Source organism: Micromonospora sp. NPDC047644 (assembly GCF_040704315.1).
In the GTDB taxonomy this organism is placed as follows: Bacteria; Actinomycetota; Actinomycetes; order Mycobacteriales; family Micromonosporaceae; genus Micromonospora.
The window spans coordinates 90,165-107,493 of record NZ_JBEYSY010000017.1; the positions used below are offsets into that span (position 1 = coordinate 90,165).

At 72.0% G+C, this 17,329-nt stretch carries 13 protein-coding genes; 7 read left to right on the forward strand and 6 right to left on the reverse strand.

Translation table 11 applies throughout. The annotated features are described in order from the left end of the window. Window positions 1-145 precede the first annotated feature (145 nt). From AB0877_RS26050 to AB0877_RS26070, 5 genes are read left to right on the forward strand one after another with little or no spacing between them, the layout of a single operon-like run. The gene (locus AB0877_RS26050) at window positions 146-2,350 is read left to right on the forward strand and encodes a molybdopterin oxidoreductase family protein (RefSeq protein WP_366612137.1); all 2,205 of its coding nucleotides are present in this window, start codon (window positions 146-148) and stop codon (window positions 2,348-2,350) included. Beyond that, the gene (locus AB0877_RS26055; RefSeq protein ID WP_366612139.1) at window positions 2,347-3,786 is read left to right on the forward strand and encodes an FAD-dependent oxidoreductase; all 1,440 of its coding nucleotides are present in this window, start codon (window positions 2,347-2,349) and stop codon (window positions 3,784-3,786) included. The genes AB0877_RS26050 and AB0877_RS26055 overlap by 4 nt, the downstream gene beginning before the upstream one ends. Then, window positions 3,783-6,320, forward strand: coding sequence for a nitrite reductase large subunit NirB (gene nirB, locus AB0877_RS26060; RefSeq protein ID WP_366612141.1), 2,538 nt, complete (start codon window positions 3,783-3,785; stop codon window positions 6,318-6,320). Before AB0877_RS26055 ends, nirB begins: the two co-directional genes overlap by 4 nt. Then, window positions 6,317-6,664 carry a nitrite reductase small subunit NirD gene (nirD, locus tag AB0877_RS26065; RefSeq protein WP_366612143.1) on the forward strand — a complete coding sequence of 116 codons (348 nt, stop codon included), beginning with the start codon at window positions 6,317-6,319 and terminating at the stop codon, window positions 6,662-6,664. The genes nirB and nirD overlap by 4 nt, the downstream gene beginning before the upstream one ends. After that, a complete protein-coding gene (locus AB0877_RS26070) occupies window positions 6,664-7,752 on the forward strand; it encodes a uroporphyrinogen-III synthase (protein ID WP_366612144.1) in 1,089 nt (362 codons plus the stop codon). The genes nirD and AB0877_RS26070 overlap by 1 nt, the downstream gene beginning before the upstream one ends. A 93-nt stretch (window positions 7,753-7,845) precedes the next feature. On the opposite strand, the gene AB0877_RS26075 is transcribed toward AB0877_RS26070, so the two are convergent. From AB0877_RS26075 to AB0877_RS26090, 4 genes are all read right to left on the reverse strand, one after another. Beyond that, window positions 7,846-8,469 carry an ATP/GTP-binding protein gene (locus tag AB0877_RS26075; RefSeq protein ID WP_030329978.1) on the reverse strand — a complete coding sequence of 208 codons (624 nt, stop codon included), beginning with the start codon at window positions 8,467-8,469 and terminating at the stop codon, window positions 7,846-7,848. After that, window positions 8,450-8,815 carry a DUF742 domain-containing protein gene (locus AB0877_RS26080; protein ID WP_007465174.1) on the reverse strand — a complete coding sequence of 122 codons (366 nt, stop codon included), beginning with the start codon at window positions 8,813-8,815 and terminating at the stop codon, window positions 8,450-8,452. Before AB0877_RS26080 ends, AB0877_RS26075 begins: the two co-directional genes overlap by 20 nt. 89 nt (window positions 8,816-8,904) lie before the next feature. Next, entirely contained in the window at window positions 8,905-9,312 is a 408-nt protein-coding gene (locus tag AB0877_RS26085) for a roadblock/LC7 domain-containing protein (protein ID WP_007465177.1), read from the reverse strand. Next, window positions 9,309-12,443, reverse strand: a complete 3,135-nt coding sequence (locus tag AB0877_RS26090) for a sensor histidine kinase (RefSeq protein ID WP_366612146.1) — start codon at window positions 12,441-12,443, stop codon at window positions 9,309-9,311. Before AB0877_RS26090 ends, AB0877_RS26085 begins: the two co-directional genes overlap by 4 nt. Before the next feature lie 444 nt (window positions 12,444-12,887). Here AB0877_RS26090 and AB0877_RS26095 point away from each other — a divergent pair, with 444 nt between their 5' ends. Then, complete coding sequence (locus AB0877_RS26095; RefSeq protein WP_366612148.1) at window positions 12,888-14,066, forward strand: ABC transporter substrate-binding protein; 1,179 nt, start codon at window positions 12,888-12,890, stop codon at window positions 14,064-14,066. 214 nt (window positions 14,067-14,280) lie between these two features. Here AB0877_RS26095 and AB0877_RS26100 read toward each other — a convergent pair whose 3' ends face one another. Beyond that, a complete protein-coding gene (locus AB0877_RS26100; protein ID WP_366612149.1) occupies window positions 14,281-15,138 on the reverse strand; it encodes an ABC transporter permease in 858 nt (285 codons plus the stop codon). Between the two features lie 103 nt (window positions 15,139-15,241). Further along, complete coding sequence (locus AB0877_RS26105) at window positions 15,242-16,273, reverse strand: ABC transporter substrate-binding protein (RefSeq protein WP_366612151.1); 1,032 nt, start codon at window positions 16,271-16,273, stop codon at window positions 15,242-15,244. 270 nt (window positions 16,274-16,543) lie between these two features. Here AB0877_RS26105 and AB0877_RS26110 point away from each other — a divergent pair, with 270 nt between their 5' ends. After that, on the forward strand, window positions 16,544-17,329 hold the full coding sequence (locus AB0877_RS26110; RefSeq protein ID WP_238687817.1) for an ABC transporter ATP-binding protein: 786 nt from the start codon (window positions 16,544-16,546) through the stop codon (window positions 17,327-17,329).

The window sequence follows — 17,329 nt, forward strand, 5'->3', positions numbered from 1 at the left end:
ATTCAGCTCCACAGGCTCCGACTCGCACCCTCCGACCCGCACCCTCCAACGCGCTCGCTGCCCCTGTGCGGTGTGAGCCCCACTTGACAGGACCGAAACAGAAGGGACCCGGACCGGAAACCGCCCGGCGGCACGCTTTCCCGACATGACAGACGGTGCACGGTCGGCGACTCCACCGGGGCTGACGCCCCGGGAAGTGGCGACGCACTGCCCGTACTGCGCACTGCAGTGCGGGATGACGCTGCGCGCGGACGACACCGGTGTGACGGTCCACCCACGCCAGTTCCCCACCAACCGGGGCGGGCTCTGCCAGAAGGGGTGGACCGCCGCCGAACTACTCGACCACCCGGATCGGCTGACCACTCCGCTGGTGCGCGACGCGGCCACCGGCGACCTGCACCCGGCGAGTTGGGACACCGCGCTCGACCGGGTGGTCGCCGGCATCCGCGCCGTTCAGGACGACGCCGGCCGGGACGCGGTCGCCGTCTTCGGCGGTGGCGGCCTGACCAACGAGAAGGCGTACGCGTTGGGGAAGTTCGCGCGGATCGGGCTGCGCACCAGGCACATCGACTACAACGGACGGTTCTGCATGTCCTCGGCGGCAGCCGCCGGGATGCGGGCCTTCGGCATCGACCGCGGGCTGCCGTTCCCCCTCGCCGACCTGGGCCGGGCCGACACCCTGCTGCTGGTCGGAGCGAACCCGGCGGAGACCATGCCGCCGCTGGTGCGCTGGCTCACCGACCAACGCCGCAACGGCGGGAAACTGATCGTCGTCGACCCCCGGGTCACCGCCACCGCCCGCCAGGCTGACCTGCACCTGCAACCGCTACCCGGCACCGACCTCGCGGTGGCCAACGCGCTGCTGCACATCGCTCTCACCGAAGGTTGGGTCGACCGGGCCTACGTGGCCGACCGCACCACCGGGTTCGACGCGGTCCGCCGAGGCGTCGCCGCCTGGTGGCCGGCCCGCGCGGAACAGCTCTGCGGGGTGCCGGTTGCCGACCTGGAGGCGACCGCCCGAGCGCTGGGCACCGGCGGTCGCGTGATCATCCTGACCGCGCGCGGCGCCGAGCAGCACGCCAAGGGGGTGGACACCGTCACCGCGTACGTCAATCTCGCCCTCGCCCTCGGTCTGCCCGGCCGCGACGGTTCGGGGTACGGCTGCCTCACCGGCCAGGGCAACGGCCAGGGCGGGCGGGAGCACGGGCAGAAGGCCGACCAGCTCCCCGGTTACCGGCGGATCGACGACCCGGCGGCCCGCGAGCACGTGGCCGGGGTCTGGGGCGTGCCGGCCGACGACCTGCCCGGCCCGGGAGTGCCCGCCTACAAACTGCTCGACTCGCTCGGCACCCCTGGTGGCCCGCGCGCGTTGCTGGTGTTCGGGTCGAACCCGGTGGTCTCGGCACCCCGGGCGGCCCGCATCGAGGGCCGGCTGCGCGACCTCGACCTGCTTGTCGTCGCGGACCTGCTGCTCTCCGAGACGGCCGCGCTGGCGGACGTGGTGCTGCCCACCGCGCAGTGGGCCGAGGAGGACGGCACCATGACCAACCTGGAAGGTCGGGTGCTGCGTCGGCGCGCGCTCCGGCCTCCCCCGCCGGGCGTCCGCACCGATCTCGCCATCATCTCCGAACTGGCGGCGCGGCTGGTAGCCACCGAGGCGCCCACCGCCCCACCGGCCGACAACACACCAGCACCCGCCGCGTCAGCGAGCCCCGGACCAGCCGACACGCGACCGGAAGTCGTGGCGGGGGCCCGGTTCCCGGCCGACCCGGCTGTCGTCTTCGCCGAGCTGCGCCGCGCGTCCGCCGGTGGGGCCGCCGACTACGCCGGCATCAGTTGGGACCGGATCGACGCCGACGACGGGGTCTACTGGCCGTGCGCGACCGAGGACGGGCCGGACACCCCCCGGCTCTTCGCCAAGTCGTTCGCCACCCCGGACGGCCGGGCCCGCTTCCACGCCGTCGACCATCGGCCGGCCGCCGAGGAGGTCTGCGCCACGTACCCGCTGCACTTCACCACCGGTCGGGTGCTGGCGCAGTACCAGTCGGGCACCCAGACCCGGCGGGTGGCCGCGCTGCGGCGCGCCGCACCGGAGGCGTTCGTCGAACTGCACCCCGACCTGGCCACCCGGCTCGGCATCGACGACGGCGACCCGGTGCGGGTCACCTCACGCCGGGGCGAGTTCCGCGCGCCGGCCCGGCTCAGCGCCGGGATCCGACCCGACACGGTGTTCGCCCCGTTCCACTACGCGGGGGCGGGACGCGCCAACTCGGTGACGAACGACGCGGTGGACCCGATCTCCGGGATGCCCGAGTTCAAGATCTGCGCGGTCCGGGTGGAGAAGGCATGACCGCGCGGGTGGTCATCGTCGGCAACGGGATGGCGGGCGCACGCCTCGCCGGTGAGCTGCACGCCCGGGAGGGAGACCGGAAGGTCACGGTGCTCGGGGCCGAGCCCCACCGCGCGTACAACCGGATCCTGCTCTCCACCCTGCTGGCCGGCCGGATCGACGAGCCGGACGTGGAGCTGACCGAAGCCGCCGGGCACGGCGTCGACCTGCGCAGCGGCGTACCGGTGACCGCCGTCGACAGGTCCGCCCGGGAGGTCCGCACCGGCGACGGCGAACGGATCGGGTACGACCATCTGGTGCTCGCCACCGGTGCCCGTGCGGTGGTGCCGCCGCTGCCCGGCCTCGACCCGGCGAACCTGCCGGAGCAGGTGGTCCCCTTCCGGACCCTGGACGACTGCCGGCGGATCCTCGCCGCGGCGGAGGGCGCCCGCAGCGCGCTGGTGCTCGGCGGCGGGTTGCTCGGCCTGGAAGCCGCCCGAGGGCTGGCCACCCGAGGGCTGGCCACCACCGTCGTGCACCCGCGAGAACACCTGATGGAACGGCAACTGGACCCGACCGCCGGGGCGGTGCTCGCGGGCACGCTGGCCGGTTTCGGCGTCAGCGTCCAACTGGGGGTCTCGGCGACCGGCGTGGTCGCGGACGACAGTGGCGTCCGCCTCGACCTGGCCGACGGCCGGACGCTCCGCGCCGACCTGCTGGTGCTCTCCTGTGGCGTACGCCCGGACACCGCCCTCGCGCAGGCCGCCGGCCTGACCGTGCGGCGCGGCGTGGTGGTGGACGACCGGCTGCGCACCAGCGACCGGTCCATCTCGGCGATCGGCGACTGCGCCGAGCACGACGGCGTGCTCACCGGGCTGGTCGCGCCCGCCTGGGCCCAGGCTCAGGTGCTCGCGGACGTGCTGACCGGCACGGACCCACTGGCCCGCTACCGGCCCCGGCCGGTGGTGACCCGGCTGAAGGCCGCCGGGATCGACCTGGCCTCGATGGGGGACGCGGCCAGTGGCGGGCCGGGCGAGGAGTTGACGTTCGCCGACCCGACCCGGGGCACCTACGCCCGGTTGCGGATCCGGGACGAGCGGCTGATCGGCGCGATCCTGCTCGGCGACAACCCGGCGGTCGGCACGGTGATCCAACTCTTCGACCGTGGTCAGCCGGTGCCGAGTGACCGCCGGGCGCTGCTGCTCGGCCGGGCGCTCGGCACGGTCGGCGCGACGCCGGCCGCCTCACCGGCGCTGATGCCGGACGCGGCCACGGTCTGTCAGTGCAACACGGTGAGCAAGGGCGCACTGGTCAGAAGCTGGCGCTCCGGTGCCCGGACGGTCGATGCGGTGGTGGCCGCGACCCGGGCCGGCACCGGGTGCGGCGGATGCCGGGACGCGGTGAGCGGCATCGTCGACTGGCTGAGCCAGGCGGAATCGGTGGAGGTGACGCGATGAGCGGCGGCGAACTGGTCGTCATCGGCAACGGCATGGTCGGGCAGCGTTTCGTCGACGCGTTGCGCGCCCGTGACCCGCAGGGCGGCTGGCGGGTGACGGTGCTGGCCGAGGAGGGGCGCCCGGCGTACGACCGGGTGCGGCTCTCGGCGTACTTCGACGGGGTCAGTGAGAGCGACCTCAACCTGCACACCCCGCACGACGGGGTGCGGCTGCGCCTCGGCGAGCCGGCCACCGCCGTCGACCGGGACCGCCAGGTGGTGACCACCGCCGTCGGCGAATACCGCTACGACGCGCTGGTGCTGGCCACCGGGTCGTACGCGTTCGTGCCGCCGGTGGCCGGCACGGAGCTGCCCGGGGTCTTCGTCTACCGGACCCTGGACGACCTGGCGGCCATCCGGGCGTACGCGCGGGGCCGACGGGTCGGCGCGGTGATCGGTGGTGGGCTGCTCGGCCTGGAGGCCGCCAATGCCCTGCGACTGCTCGGCCTGAGCACCGACGTGGTCGAGTTCGCGCCCCGGCTGATGCCGGTGCAGGTGGACCAGGCCGGCGGCGCGATGCTCCGCCGCTACGTCGAGGAACTGGGCGTACGGACCCATCTCGGGGTGGCGACCACAGCGATCCGGCCCGGCCCGGACGGCGGCGTCGCGGCCCTGGAAATGTCCGACGGCACCGCCCTCGACGCCGAGCTGGTGGTGGTGGCCGCCGGCATCCGACCCCGGGACCAGTTGGCCCGGGACGCCGGTCTGCCGCTGGGCCCGCGCGGCGGGGTGCTGGTCGACGCGACCTGTCGTACCGCCGACGAGCGGATCTGGGCCGTCGGAGAGTGCGCGGCGGTCGACGGCACCTGCCACGGTCTGGTCGCGCCGGGGTATGCGACGGCCGAGGTGGTGGCCGATCGGCTGGTCGGCGGCGCGGCGACCTTCCCCGGCGCGGACACCGCGACCAAACTCAAGCTGCTCGGCGTCGACGTGGCCTCGTTCGGCGACGCCCACGGCGCGACCGAGGGCTGCCTGGACGTCACGTTCACCGACCCGGCCACCCGGGTCTACGCGAAGCTGGTCCTCTCCGACGACGCGCACACACTGCTCGGCGGGGTGCTGGTGGGTGACGCCAGCGCGTACCCGACGCTGCGGGCCAGTGTGGGCGGCCCGCTGCCGGCCGCGCCGTTGGCGCTGCTCGCCCCGGACGGCGGCGGCGCGGACGCCGGGGCGCTGCCCGCCGCCGCGCAGGTCTGCTCCTGCAACGCGGTGACCCGGGGCGACGTGGACGCCGCCATCGCCGACGGTTGCGCGGACGTGCCGGCGTTGAAGGCGTGCACCCGGGCCGGCACCAGCTGCGGCTCCTGCGTGCCGATGCTGAAGCAGCTCCTGGACGCGGCCGGGGTGGCGCAGTCCAGCGCGCTCTGCGAGCACTTCGACGTCAGCCGGCGGGAGCTGTTCGAGATCGTCCGCGTTCGCGGCATCCGCACCTTCTCCCGACTGGTCGCCGAGCACGGTCGAGGCCGCGGCTGCGACATCTGCAAACCGGTGGTGGCGTCCATCCTCGCCTCGCTGGGCAGCGGGCACGTGCTCGACGGCGAACAGGCGTCGTTGCAGGACACCAACGACCACTTCCTGGCCAACCTGCAACGCGACGGCAGCTACTCGGTGGTGCCCCGGATACCGGGCGGCGAGATCACCCCGGAGAAGCTGATCGTGATCGGCGAGGTCGCCCGGGACTTCCAGCTCTACACAAAGATCACCGGTGGGCAGCGGATCGACCTGTTCGGGGCGCGGGTGGAGCAACTGCCGCAGATCTGGCGGCGGCTGGTCGACGCCGGCTTCGAGTCCGGGCACGCGTACGGCAAGGCTCTGCGCACGGTGAAGTCGTGCGTGGGCGAGACCTGGTGCCGGTACGGGGTGCAGGACTCGGTGGGGCTGGCCGTCGCGCTGGAGCTGCGCTATCGCGGGCTGCGTGCTCCGCACAAGCTGAAGTCGGCGGTCTCCGGATGCGCCCGGGAGTGCGCGGAGGCGCGCAGCAAGGACTTCGGCATCATCGCCACCGGGACCGGCTGGAATCTCTACGTCGGCGGCAACGGCGGCTTCCGACCCCGCCACGCCGACCTGTTCGCCACCGACCTGACCACCGACGCCCTGATCAGGCTGATCGACAGGTTCCTCATCTACTACATCCGCACCGCCGACCGGCTGCAACGCACCGCCGGCTGGATCGAGGCGATGGACGGTGGCCTGGACCACCTGCGCTCGGTGATCGTCGACGACTCACTCGGGCTCTGCGCGGACCTCGACGCGGCGATGGCCCGACACGTCTCGTCCTACTCGGACGAGTGGCGCGACGTCCTGGACGACCCGGATCGGCTGCGCCGCTACACCTCCTTCGTCAACGCCCCCGACGTACCCGACCCGTCGATCACCTTCATCCGGGAACGCGGCCAGCCGGTTCCCGTACGCGACCAGTCCCCGACCGGATCCGAGCCGACCAACGGTCACCGTCGGCAACCGGTCACCCTCGGCCTACCGGAGGTACGGCGATGACCCAGACCCTCACGCTGACCTGGACCACCGTCTGCCAGGTCGACCGGTTGGAACCGGACCGGGGCGTCGCCGCCCTGGTCGACGGGGCACAGATCGCTCTCTTCCGGACCGCCGACGAGCTGTTCGCTATCGACAACCGCGATCCTGTCTCCGGGGCGTACGTGCTGTCCCGGGGCATCGTCGGCAGCCGTGGCGGAGTGCCGACCGTCGCGTCACCGCTGCACAAGCAGGTGTACGACCTGCGCACCGGGCACTGCCTCGACCTGCCCGGTGTGGCGGTGGCCCGACACGACGCACGGTGCCGCGACGGGCTGGTCGAGGTGCGGCTGCGACAGGAGGGTTGATGCGCGAAGAACTGGCGGGATTCACCATCGGGGTGACCGCCGACCGGCGGCGCGACGAGTTGGCCGCGCTGCTCGAACGCCGGGGTGCCCGGGTGGTGCTCGCCCCGGCGCTGCGGATCGTGCCGCTCTCCGACGACACCGAGCTGCGCGAGGCGACCCGCGCCTGCCTCGACCAGCCGCCGGACATCCTGATGGCGAACACCGGCATCGGCATGCGCGGCTGGTTGGAGGCGGCCGAGGGCTGGGGGCTGGCCGAGCCACTGCGCTCCGTGCTGGCCAGCTCGTACGTGGTGGCGCGCGGCCCGAAGGCACGCGGCGCGATCCGGGCCGCCGGGCTGCACGACCAGTGGTCGCCCGCCTCGGAGAGCTGCGACGAGGTGGTCGACCACCTGCGCCGGCGCGGCGTGGCCGGGCAGGTCATCGCCATGCAACTGCACGGCGAGCGGCAACCCGAGTGCACGCTCGCGCTGGAGGCGGCGGGCGCCACGGTCATCGAGGTGCCGGTCTACCGCTGGGCGCCGCCGACCGATCCGGCGCCACTGCACCGGCTGATCGACCTGATCGCCGGTCGGCTGGTGGACGCGGTGACGTTCACTTCGGCGCCGGCGGCCGAGGCGTTGCTACGGGCTGCCGGTGACCGTACCGACGCGGTGCTGTCGGCGTTGCGCAGCGACGTGCTGGCCAGCTGCGTCGGGGCGGTGACCGCCGAGCCGCTGCTGCGGCGCGGGGTGCCGGTGAGCGCGCCCGGCCGGGCCCGGTTGGGCGCGCTGGTGCGGACCATCGTCGACGAGCTGCCGCGCCGGACCGTGACGTTCAAGGCCGCCGGGCACCTGCTCACGTTGCGCGGGCACGCCGCGGTGATCGACGGCGAGCTGCGGCCGCTCGCGCCCGCGCCGATGGCGGTGCTGCGGGCGCTGGCCCAGACCCCGGGTCGGGTGTTGTCCCGCACGGCGTTGCTGAGGACCCTGCCCCGGGGCGCGGACGAGCACGCCGTCGAGATGGCCGTCGCCCGGCTCCGGGCCGGCCTGCGCGCGCCCCGGGTGGTGCAGACCGTGGTGAAGCGCGGCTATCGGCTGCGGGTCGACTAGGGCGTGCGAGGTCCCCGGTCGACCCGGGGGCAGTGCCACCGGCCGCTGAACACGTCACGGCCGGCCGTCGCGTGCCGGCCGTGACGCGACGTCTCAGCCGACCGGCGTCGGGAAGCCCCGCCCGTGCTCGGACTGGAGCCGCAGCATGGCGTGCTCGACCACCGTCACCAGCACCTGCTTGACCGAGTCCCGCTGCCGGGCGTCGGTCATCACCAGGGGCACCTGCGGCGAGATGGCCAGCGCTTCGCGGACCTCCTCGGCCTCGTACTGCGGTGCGCCGTCGAACTTGTTCAGCGCCACCACGTACGGCAGGTTGCGGTTCTCGAAGTAGTCCAGCGGGGCGAAGGCGTCGGTGATCCGGCGGGTGTCCACCAGCACGGCGGCACCCACCGCCCCCCGGATGATCTCGTCCCACATGAACCAGAACCGCGTCTGACCCGGTGTACCGAAGAGGTACAGGATCAGGTCCTGGGCCATGGTGATCCGGCCGAAGTCCATGGCGACCGTTGTGGTCTCCTTGCCCGGCACCTTGGACGGGTCGTCGATGCCGACACCCGCCGCGGTCATCAACGCCTCGGTGGTCAGCGGTGTGATCTCGGAGATCGCCCCGACCAGTGTCGTCTTACCGACGCCGAAGCCGCCCGCGACGACGATCTTCGCGGAGACGATTCCCCGGCCCGGCCGCCCCCCTGCGGGGTCATAGCCTGCGAAGTCCACTTAGCACCCTTCCAAGCAGTTCCATCCGCTCCTCGAACCCCTCGGCGGGAGCAGCAGTGTGTAACGTCAGCAGGCTCTCGGCCACCATGTCGGCGACCAACACCCGGGCGACGCCCAGCGGCATCCGGGTATACGCGGCGATCTCCGCCAGCGACTGTGCTCGGCCCTCACAGACCGTGGCGATTCGGTGCTTGTCGTGCCCGGCGAAGCGGGACTCGGCGACCTGGGTGGGAGAGGCGGTCAGGACGGCCTCGAGAGCGATGTCCTGCCGGGGCTCGGTACGACCACGGGTGACCGCGTACGGACGCACCAGCGCGCCACGCGGGTCAGCGCGTCGTTGGTCCATTCCCGATCACCTCCTCGTCCCCTACCGAGCCGGACTGCGCCGCCTCTCGTCCCTGGTCCGGCGCTCGAAGCGAGCACCGCCTTCCGGTGCTAGGAGCGCACCGCGTCGCGCGGCAGCGGCACCAGCGCGGCACCCACCCGCTCGACCAGCAGCGCCATCTCGTAGCCCACCTGGCCCACGTCGCAGCTGCGCGCGGCCAGCACGGCCATCGAGGAGCCGTCGCTGATCGACATCAGGAAGAGGTACCCGCTGTCCATCTCGATGACTGTCTGCAACACCCCGCCCGCGCTGAACATCCGGGCCGCGCCCTCGGTCAGGCTCACCACCCCGGAGGTGATCGCGGCGAGCTGGTCGGCCCGGTCCCCCGGCAGATCCCGGGACGACGCGAGCAACAGCCCGTCTGCGGACACCGCCACCACGTGGGCGATACCCGCCACGCTGTCGGCGAAGTTGGTGAGCAGCCAACCCATGTCCTGCATGGCAGCTGGCCTGTTCATCGGCTCTCCTTGGTCGAGGTGCTGTTCAGGTCCGTTCCGGCCGTCCGACCGCGCTGCACGCCGCGGTGGTAGGCCGACAGCAGACCCCGTACTTCGTCCGGGGTCCGCCGGCTGCGGTCCCGGCCGCTCTTCGGTTCGATGCCACCCGGCACGAGCTGTTGCTGCGGCACCCGCTTGGGCAACCCGGAGCGGGTGGTGCCGGCGGGAGCCGGCTCGGCAGCCCGGCTGGCCCGGGACCAGCCCTCGTCCGCCGCCGTACGCCATGCGGCCGGGTCGGGTGCGGGTGCGGGCGGAGCCGTCGGGGCGGCCGGGGGCGGGGTGTACGTCGGCGGTGCCGACGGACGTGTCCCGAACCCGTCCATTGTGGCGCCGGGGCCGTCGCCCAGCGCGGCTGTGCCGTCGGTGCTGCCCGGGGTACGGGTCGGCAGTTTCGGTCGGGCCGGCGCTGCGGCCGGCACCGTTGCGGTGTTCGGCTGGCCGCCGTTGCCGGTGCGCAGGCCGGCGTCGGCCGCCGGGGTGGTGGCGGGCGCGGGCGGCTCGTCGAAGTTGGGCCGGGTGAAGATCGCGGTGGCGTCGTCGCCGTGCGACCGGAACCAGACCGCCTCCATCTCCCGGAAGATCGGAGCCTCGGCCGGGAAGTCCGGCCGGGTGCTGACCGGCGCGGCCGGCACCGACGGAGCGGCCGGCGGCGCCACCGCGGCCGGCCCGGCGACCGGCCCGACCGGGAGGCCCTGGGATCCACGCCCGTCCGGGGTGTCCGCGGTGGAGCCACGCCGAGGCAGTGGGTCGACCGTCGGGTACGCCACCGTCGGGCTGCCCAGCGAGGCGCCCGCACCGCTGTTGTAGGCCGGCCGGGCCGGCGGCAGCGGGGCGGCGGGCGCGGGAGCGGCGGGTGCGGCGGGTGCGGCGGGTGCCGGCGGCATCGTCGAGCGCGGCCCGGTGTAGCCACCGGCGTGTACGGCCGGGGTGGTGTCCCGCGAGTCCAGCGGCGACTGCCACTGTGCGGGTGCCGGCGTGCTGGTCCGCCACTGGTCGGGCAGCGTGGCCGCCGTCGTGGCAGCGCCGGCGAACTGCTCGGCGTGGCCGGCCGAGGAGAGCGGCGACTGCTCCACCGCCATCGGCTGACGCGGTCGGGTGAGCACCTGCTCGCGGCCCCGGTTGCTGGGCAGCACCACGGTGGCGGCGGGCAACGTCACCTGGGCGACGGTGCCGCCCTCGACGTTGCGGCGCAACTCCACCCGGATGCCGTAGCGGGAGGCGAGCCGGCTCACCACGGCCAGACCCATCAGTCGGAACGCGGCGACGTCCACGCTCGGCGGGGCGGCGAGCCGCCGGTTGAGCGAGTCGAGCTGGTCGTCGGTGAGGCCGAGCCCGCGGTCCTCGATCTGGATCAGCACGTAGTCACGGATCCGGCGGCCGTCGGCGACCACAGTGGTGTTCGGTGGTGAGAACCGGGTGGCGTTGTCGAGCAGCTCGGCGACGAGGCGTACCACGTCGTTCACCGCGTGCGCGGCCACCGAGATGTCGGTGTCCACGGTGCCGAACTCGATGCGGTTGTAGAGCTCGACCTCGGACTGGGCGGCGCGCAGCACGTCCACCACCAACGCGTCGTCGTGACGCGGCGCGGCGGAGTCGGCGCCGGCCAGGACGAGCAGGTTCTCGTCGTTGCGGCGCATTCGAGTGGCCAGGTGGTCCAGTTCGAAGAGCTGCGCGAGTCGCTTCGGGTCCTCCTCGCCGCGCTCGATCGCGTCCAGCTCGCCGATCATCCGGTCGACCAGGGTCTGACTGCGGCGGGCCAGGTTGAGGAACATCGCCGAGACGCTGGTACGCAGTGCCGCCTGTTCGGCGGCGACCCGCACCGCCTCCCGGTGTACGACGTTGAAGGCCAGCGCCACCTGACCGACCTCGTCGCGGCTGTTCAACTGGATCGGGTCCCGGACCTGGCGGACGATCTCGTCCACCCCGCCGTCACCCACGCTGCCCATGGTCTGCAGCCGCTGCACGGCGTCGGGCAGGTCGTGGTTGGCCACCGAGAGCGCGCCCTCGCGCAGTCGGCGCAGCGAGTGGTTGAGCGAGCGGGCCAGCACCACGGCCAGCGAGATGGCGATGATCAGGGTCAACAGCACCAGGATCGACTCGACCACCGCCTGCCGGATGACGTCCGAGCGGGCCTGGTCTGCCTGCTGGAGCAGTCGGTCCTGCAGTTGGATCTCGGCCCAGCGCATCAGGTCGTTGACGGCGCCGATAGCAGCGGTGGCGTCCTGAGCGGTGACCAGTGGGCGCTGCCCGACCGAGCGGGTGATGTCGGTGGCCACCCGGTCGGCCAGGCCGACGGCGTCGCCGGAGACGGTGCTGTCGACCAGTGCGCGCTGCACCGGGTCGGCGGCCAGCGAGAAGGCGACCAGCGCCTCCTGCTGACCGGTCAACGTTGCCACGAAGGACGAGAACTGCTCCGAGTCGAGCTGGCCGGCCGTCAGCGCGGTGAAGGCGACGGCCTCTTCCTCGGCGACGGATGCCTTGGCGCGGGCGAAGGCGGCGACCGCACGGCGGCTGTCCGCCAGGCTCTCCGAGCCGGGCAGCTGGGCCAGACCGTCACCGTAGGAGACCAGGTCGGTGAGGATGACTCCGTAGCGGAGCACCGCCTCGGCGACCGCCATCTGCCGGCGGTCCAACACCTCCTGACGGGTGCCGTCCAGGGTGGCCAGGTGGTCGTCGATGGCGGTCAGCCGGTCCCGCAGGGCGGCCGGCACGTCGCCGATCCGGCCCCGCTCGGCGCGGTACTCGTCCACTCGCTGCTGCGTCTGGCGGACCCGCAGGTTGTACGCGTCCGCCGGCTGCTGCGGAGCGGCGAGGTAGGCGGCCGCTGCCATCCGTTCGGACTGGAGGTCCTGGGTGAGGGCGCTGACGTCGACGGAGAGGGCCGTCAGTGACCGGGCCTGGGTGGCGTCGAACGCGCCCTCGCCGACGGAGATCAGGCGGACCGTGGCCAGCGCGATCACCGCCGCCACCGGGACGACCAGAATCAACGCCAACTTGGACCGGATCCGGGCGTCACGCAGTCTCGGCATCCGCCGGCGCGCGGGCCGACTGCTATCACCGAGCGCGGGCAGGGTCGTCGGTCCGGTGCTCACGACATCGCCTCCGTCGTTTCTTCCCCGCCTGAGCCGCCGAGCCATGCCGTAAGCGGAGGGGACCACGCGCGGCACGGCCGCGATTTCATCAGAGATGATCGTGTTTGGGAAGCCGCAGTGAGGTAGGAAACGGTCGGACGGAGCGCATCCCGTGATCCGGTCAACTGATACCTTCATTTCCGCAAGCCCCTGAACAGGGCATGTAACTCCAGAGTGGTCACGCGTGTGTGCAAAGTGAGCTTTTGCAAACATTGCGTTACCCCAGCATGTGGGATGGCCGTCCCGAAAATGCTGCCGGGGTCCGCGCTTGACCACAGCGCCGGCCATTGGCAAGGTTTTGCAGGCTTCGCGCACACCGTACGGCAGAGGAGATCCCGTCCTCCACTGAGGACGGATTAGCGGCGGTGACCGGGCAGCGCCCGCGCCCGCACCTGGAGGACTGAGTTGAGCCCCATCCGCTCCGCGACCATCGCGGCGCTCGCATCGGCCGTAGTGGCCACCACGCTCACCGGCTGCCAGTTTGGTGAGGCGGAGAAGGACACGAGTCCGATCGTGATCGCCGCCGATCTCGAACTCTCCGGCGCCGCAGCCACCGTTGGCCGGACATACCAGCGCGCCCTCGAACTCAAGGTCGATCAGTTGAACGCCTCCGGAGCACTGAACGGCCGGAGGATCGACCTGAAGGTGAAGGACAACCGTTCCGACTCGGCCGAGTCACTTCGCAACATCGTCGACTTCAGCAGCGATTCGAAGGTCAGCGCCATCATCATGGGCGGCTGCAACGAATGCGCGGTCGGAGCTGTCGGAACCATCAACGAGAAGCGGATTCCCACCATTGCGCTAGCCGCTTCCGGTGCGATCGCCGCACCGGCCGCTGAACGGCGCTACGTGTTCAAGCTCGGCCCCAACGCCCCGGACAGCGCCGCCGCACTGACCACCGAACTGCGCCGCAACAACATCCGCAAGGTGGGGATGCTGGTCAGCGACGACGACTACGGCCAGGAGGGCGCGGCGGCGCTCAAGAGCGAGCTCGACAAGGCCAAGATCACGCTCCGCCAGCAGCGGGTCAAGACCACCGACACCGACGTCAGCCAGCAGGTCCAGCAGCTCGCCTCGGGCAAGCCGGACGCGATGGTCTTCTGGACCCCGCCGGAGCAGGCGACACTGGCCGCCACCAGCGTCCAGCAGACCATCTTCCGTGGGTCCATCTACTTCGACGCGGGAGCGGCCGGGGACCTCTTCCTCGGCGCGGCGGCCAAGGCGACCGAGAAGGCCACGCTGATCTTCACGCAGACCATGGTGATCGATGACGTGATCGCGACCACGCCGGCCAAGGCGGCGCGGCGGCAGTGGTTCCAGGACTACACGGCCCGCTTCGGTGGCTACAACGGGTCCTCGTCGTTCGCCGCGGACGCCGTCCAGCTCATCGCCGACGCCGAACTGCGCGCCGGTGGTGAGATCGGGAAGGTGGACCGCAACGGCATCCGGGACGTGCTGGAGACGTCCCAGATGGACGGCCTCTCCGGCCCGATCCGCATGACGCCGGACAACCACAGCGGCCTGATGCCGCAGGCGCTCACCACGCTGGTCGCCCGCAACGGGCGCTGGCGGTTGGCTGGGTAGACGCTCGGGCCTCATGTTTTTTGGTCCCGGCGCTTTTCGTCGGGTGCCGGGTGGGGGGGTGTGGCCGACCGTCCCCGGCTCCGGGCGGTCAGGCTTGATCCCTCCGCCGGGCACGGTCGGCCACACCCTTTGCGCCGGCAGCGTCGATGAGAAGGGCCGGCCTCCCAGTGGGCGGCCGGCCCTTCGCGTATCCGGGGATTGATCTCTTCTGTTGTTAGCGGCTGCTTGTGGTTTCTCGCACCCAGGGCAGAGCGAACCGCTCGATCAGCAGGAGCGCCGAGTAGAGCAGGATGCTCACCAGCGCCACCAGCATGATGGCCGCCCAGGCGGTGGCGGTGTCGCCGACGCCGGCGTACTGCGTGATGACGAAACCGAGGCCGCTCTCGCCGGCCTGGAACTCACCGATCACCGCGCCGATCGCGGCCAGTGGCATGGCCACCTTGAGCCCGACGAAGATCTGCGGCAACGCGGCCGGGAAGCGCACCTTGCGGAACGCCTGCCAGCGGGACGCGTTCCAGGACCGCACCAGTTCGGCCAGGTCGGCCGGCGTGGTGGTCAAGCCGGTCGCGGTGGACAGCACGATCGGGAAGAAGCAGAGCAGGAACACCATGGTCAGGATCGGCTTCTGGCCCCAGCCGAGCGCCACCACCAGCAGCGGACCCAGCGTGATCTTCGGCACCGCGTTCACAGCGACCAGCAGTGGCGTGAACATCCGCTCCACGGTGCGGGAGCTGGCCAGCGAGAGCCCGATCAGCACACCGGCGGCCACCGAGAGGGCGAACCCGGTCAGGATCTCCAACGTGGTGTCCCAGGTGTGCTCCAGCAGCTGCGCCGGCTTGTCGACGAACGCGGTGAGCACGTCGCCGGGTGGGGGCAGGGCTGCGGGGTGGACCAGCTCCAGCCGGGCGATCAGCCACCACGCCGCCAGCGCGACCAGGATGCCGACCGCGGGCAGCACCGCCTCGGCCCCGGCCCGCAGACCGGCACCTCGACCCGTGCGCCCCACCTCGGGGCCGGCACTCGGGGGCGGGGGTTCCGCCACCACCGGGTCCGCTGACCGGACGTCGGTCATCTCTGTCCTCCTCGAAATCCCACGGCCCGCCGGGGGCCGACGAGCGACGGGGGTACGCCCCACCGGGATCGGCGGGACGTACCCCCTGATGGCGACCGGACGATCAGGCCTTCGGCGCGAGGCTGAAGTCGATGATCTGCTCGGGGGTGATGTTCTGCTTCAGTGCGCCGGCGCCCTGCAGGATGGCGATGCTCTTGGCGACCCGACCGCTGTCCAGGGTGCCGATCGCGGTGCCGGTGTTGCCGGAACGGACGTACGCGGCCATCAGCTCCAGCTCGGCGGCGGCGGAGACCGGGTTGGTGGCGTCGACGTTCTTCTTCAGGATGTCGGCGGCCTCCTTGGAGTTCGCCAGGCTGTACTCCAGGCCCTTGAGCAGCGCCGCGGTGAACTTCTTCACCATCTCGGGCTTCTCCTTGGCGATCTTCGAGGAGGTGATCAGCACGTTGCCGTAGAGGTCCTGCATCACGTTGCTGTACGGCAGCATGACGGCCTTCTTCTTGGCCACCGCCTCGATGGTCGGCTGACCGACGACGAACTGACCGATGCCGTCCACCGAGCCGGAGGCCAGCGTGCCGATCAGCGCCTGCGCCTCACCGTTGACCCAGGTCACCTTGGTCGCGTCCACACCGGCGAGCCGGGCGTACGTCGGGAACAGGTTGCGGACCACGGAACCGGGGGTGTCGGCGAGCTTCTTGCCCTCCAGGTCCTTCGGCGAGCTGATGTTCTTGCCCTCGACGGTGGCGATGCCCGCCATGGTGCGCTGCTGGATCGCGGCCACCGCGGTGAAGTCCTTCGCCTGGCCATTGCCGAGCTGGAGCAGACCGCCGGTGAGGTCGATCGGGCCGAAGTCGGCCTGGCCGCCGACGATGGTCTGGATCACGCCGCCGGTGCCCTGACCAGCCTTGATCTCGACGTCGAAACCGGCTTCCTTGAAGAAGCCTTTGTCCTTCGCCACCCAGGCGTAGGAGTCACGACCGAAGTTACCGAACGAGGTGAGGTAGGTCACCTTCTCCAGCGTCTTGCCGTCGCCGCCCTTGGCATCGTCGGCCGAATCCGACCCGCTGCTGCAGGCGGAGACAAGGGCGAGGGCGGTGGCCAGCGCGGCCGTAGCGACCGTACGGGTCAGCCTTCTCATCAGTGCACCATGTCCTTTCCGACCGGGGCCGGCAGGCCACCGGAGGGGGTTGTCGTGACGGGCCGGCGGGAGGGGTGGAAGCCGGACGCCGCCGTCGTGGGGGGACTCTTCGCGGGCACAGCGTACGAGAAACCCACAGTCCCGACGCCAGGCGCATCGGGTTGCGGAACGGAAACAACCTGACGACCACCCCAGCCGGTGCGATACCTCGGGAGGGCGGCTAGCCTTTGTCGGATTCCTGACCGTCCACTCAGCGGAGGTACGCCGGAGATGATCCGACTGTCCGGGGTGTCCCGTACCTTCGAGGGCCGGTCCGGCCGGGTGGAGGCGCTGCGCGGCATCAACCTCGACGTGGCCGAGGGCGAGTTCGTCGCCGTGCTCGGCCGCTCCGGCTGCGGCAAGTCCACACTGCTGCGGCTGATCGCCGGGCTGCTCCCGCTGAGCGCCGGTGAGATCACCGTCGCCGGTACGCCGATCGCCCGCCCCCGCCAGGACATCGCCATGCTGTTCCAGAAGCCGGCGCTGCTGCCCTGGCGCACCGTGCTGGACAACGTCCTGCTGCCGGTGGAGATCTTCGGCTGGAGCCGCGCCAAGCACCGGGAGCGGGCCCGGCAACTGCTCGACGTGGCCGGGTTGGCCGGCTTCGAGAAGCGGCTGCCGCACGAACTCTCCGGCGGGATGCAGCAGCGGGTGTCGCTGTGCCGGTCGTTGATCGGTGAGCCGCGCGTGATGCTGATGGACGAGCCGTTCTCCGCGCTGGACGCGCTCACCCGCGAGGAACTCTCCGGCGAACTCCAGCGGGTGCACATGGAGAACAAGCCGACCATCGTCTTCGTCACCCACTCCATCGACGAGGCGGTGCTGCTCGCCGACCGGGTGGTCGTGCTGAGCCCGCGCCCCGGCCGGATCCGCAAGGTCGTCGACGTGACCATCCCCCGGCCCCGCACCCTGGGCCGCAACGCCCACCTGGCCGACGTCGCCCAGGTCAGTGCGGACCTGCACGAACTGCTGATGGAACGCGAACAGCCGGCCACCGCCGGCGCGGAAGGACACTGA

Bases quoted from the DNA above. Each gene is read 5' to 3' on its own strand.
- AB0877_RS26050 (WP_366612137.1), top strand. From the start codon at position 146: ATGACAGACGGTGCACGGTCGGCGACTCCACCGGGGCTGACGCCCCGG.
- AB0877_RS26055 (WP_366612139.1), top strand. From the start codon at position 2,347: ATGACCGCGCGGGTGGTCATCGTCGGCAACGGGATGGCGGGCGCACGC.
- nirB (WP_366612141.1), top strand. From the start codon at position 3,783: ATGAGCGGCGGCGAACTGGTCGTCATCGGCAACGGCATGGTCGGGCAG.
- nirD (WP_366612143.1), top strand. From the start codon at position 6,317: ATGACCCAGACCCTCACGCTGACCTGGACCACCGTCTGCCAGGTCGAC.
- AB0877_RS26070 (WP_366612144.1), top strand. From the start codon at position 6,664: ATGCGCGAAGAACTGGCGGGATTCACCATCGGGGTGACCGCCGACCGG.
- AB0877_RS26080 (WP_007465174.1), bottom strand. From the start codon at position 8,815: ATGGACCAACGACGCGCTGACCCGCGTGGCGCGCTGGTGCGTCCGTAC.
- AB0877_RS26085 (WP_007465177.1), bottom strand. From the start codon at position 9,312: ATGAACAGGCCAGCTGCCATGCAGGACATGGGTTGGCTGCTCACCAAC.
- AB0877_RS26100 (WP_366612149.1), bottom strand. From the start codon at position 15,138: ATGACCGACGTCCGGTCAGCGGACCCGGTGGTGGCGGAACCCCCGCCC.
- AB0877_RS26105 (WP_366612151.1), bottom strand. From the start codon at position 16,273: ATGAGAAGGCTGACCCGTACGGTCGCTACGGCCGCGCTGGCCACCGCC.
- AB0877_RS26110 (WP_238687817.1), top strand. From the start codon at position 16,544: ATGATCCGACTGTCCGGGGTGTCCCGTACCTTCGAGGGCCGGTCCGGC.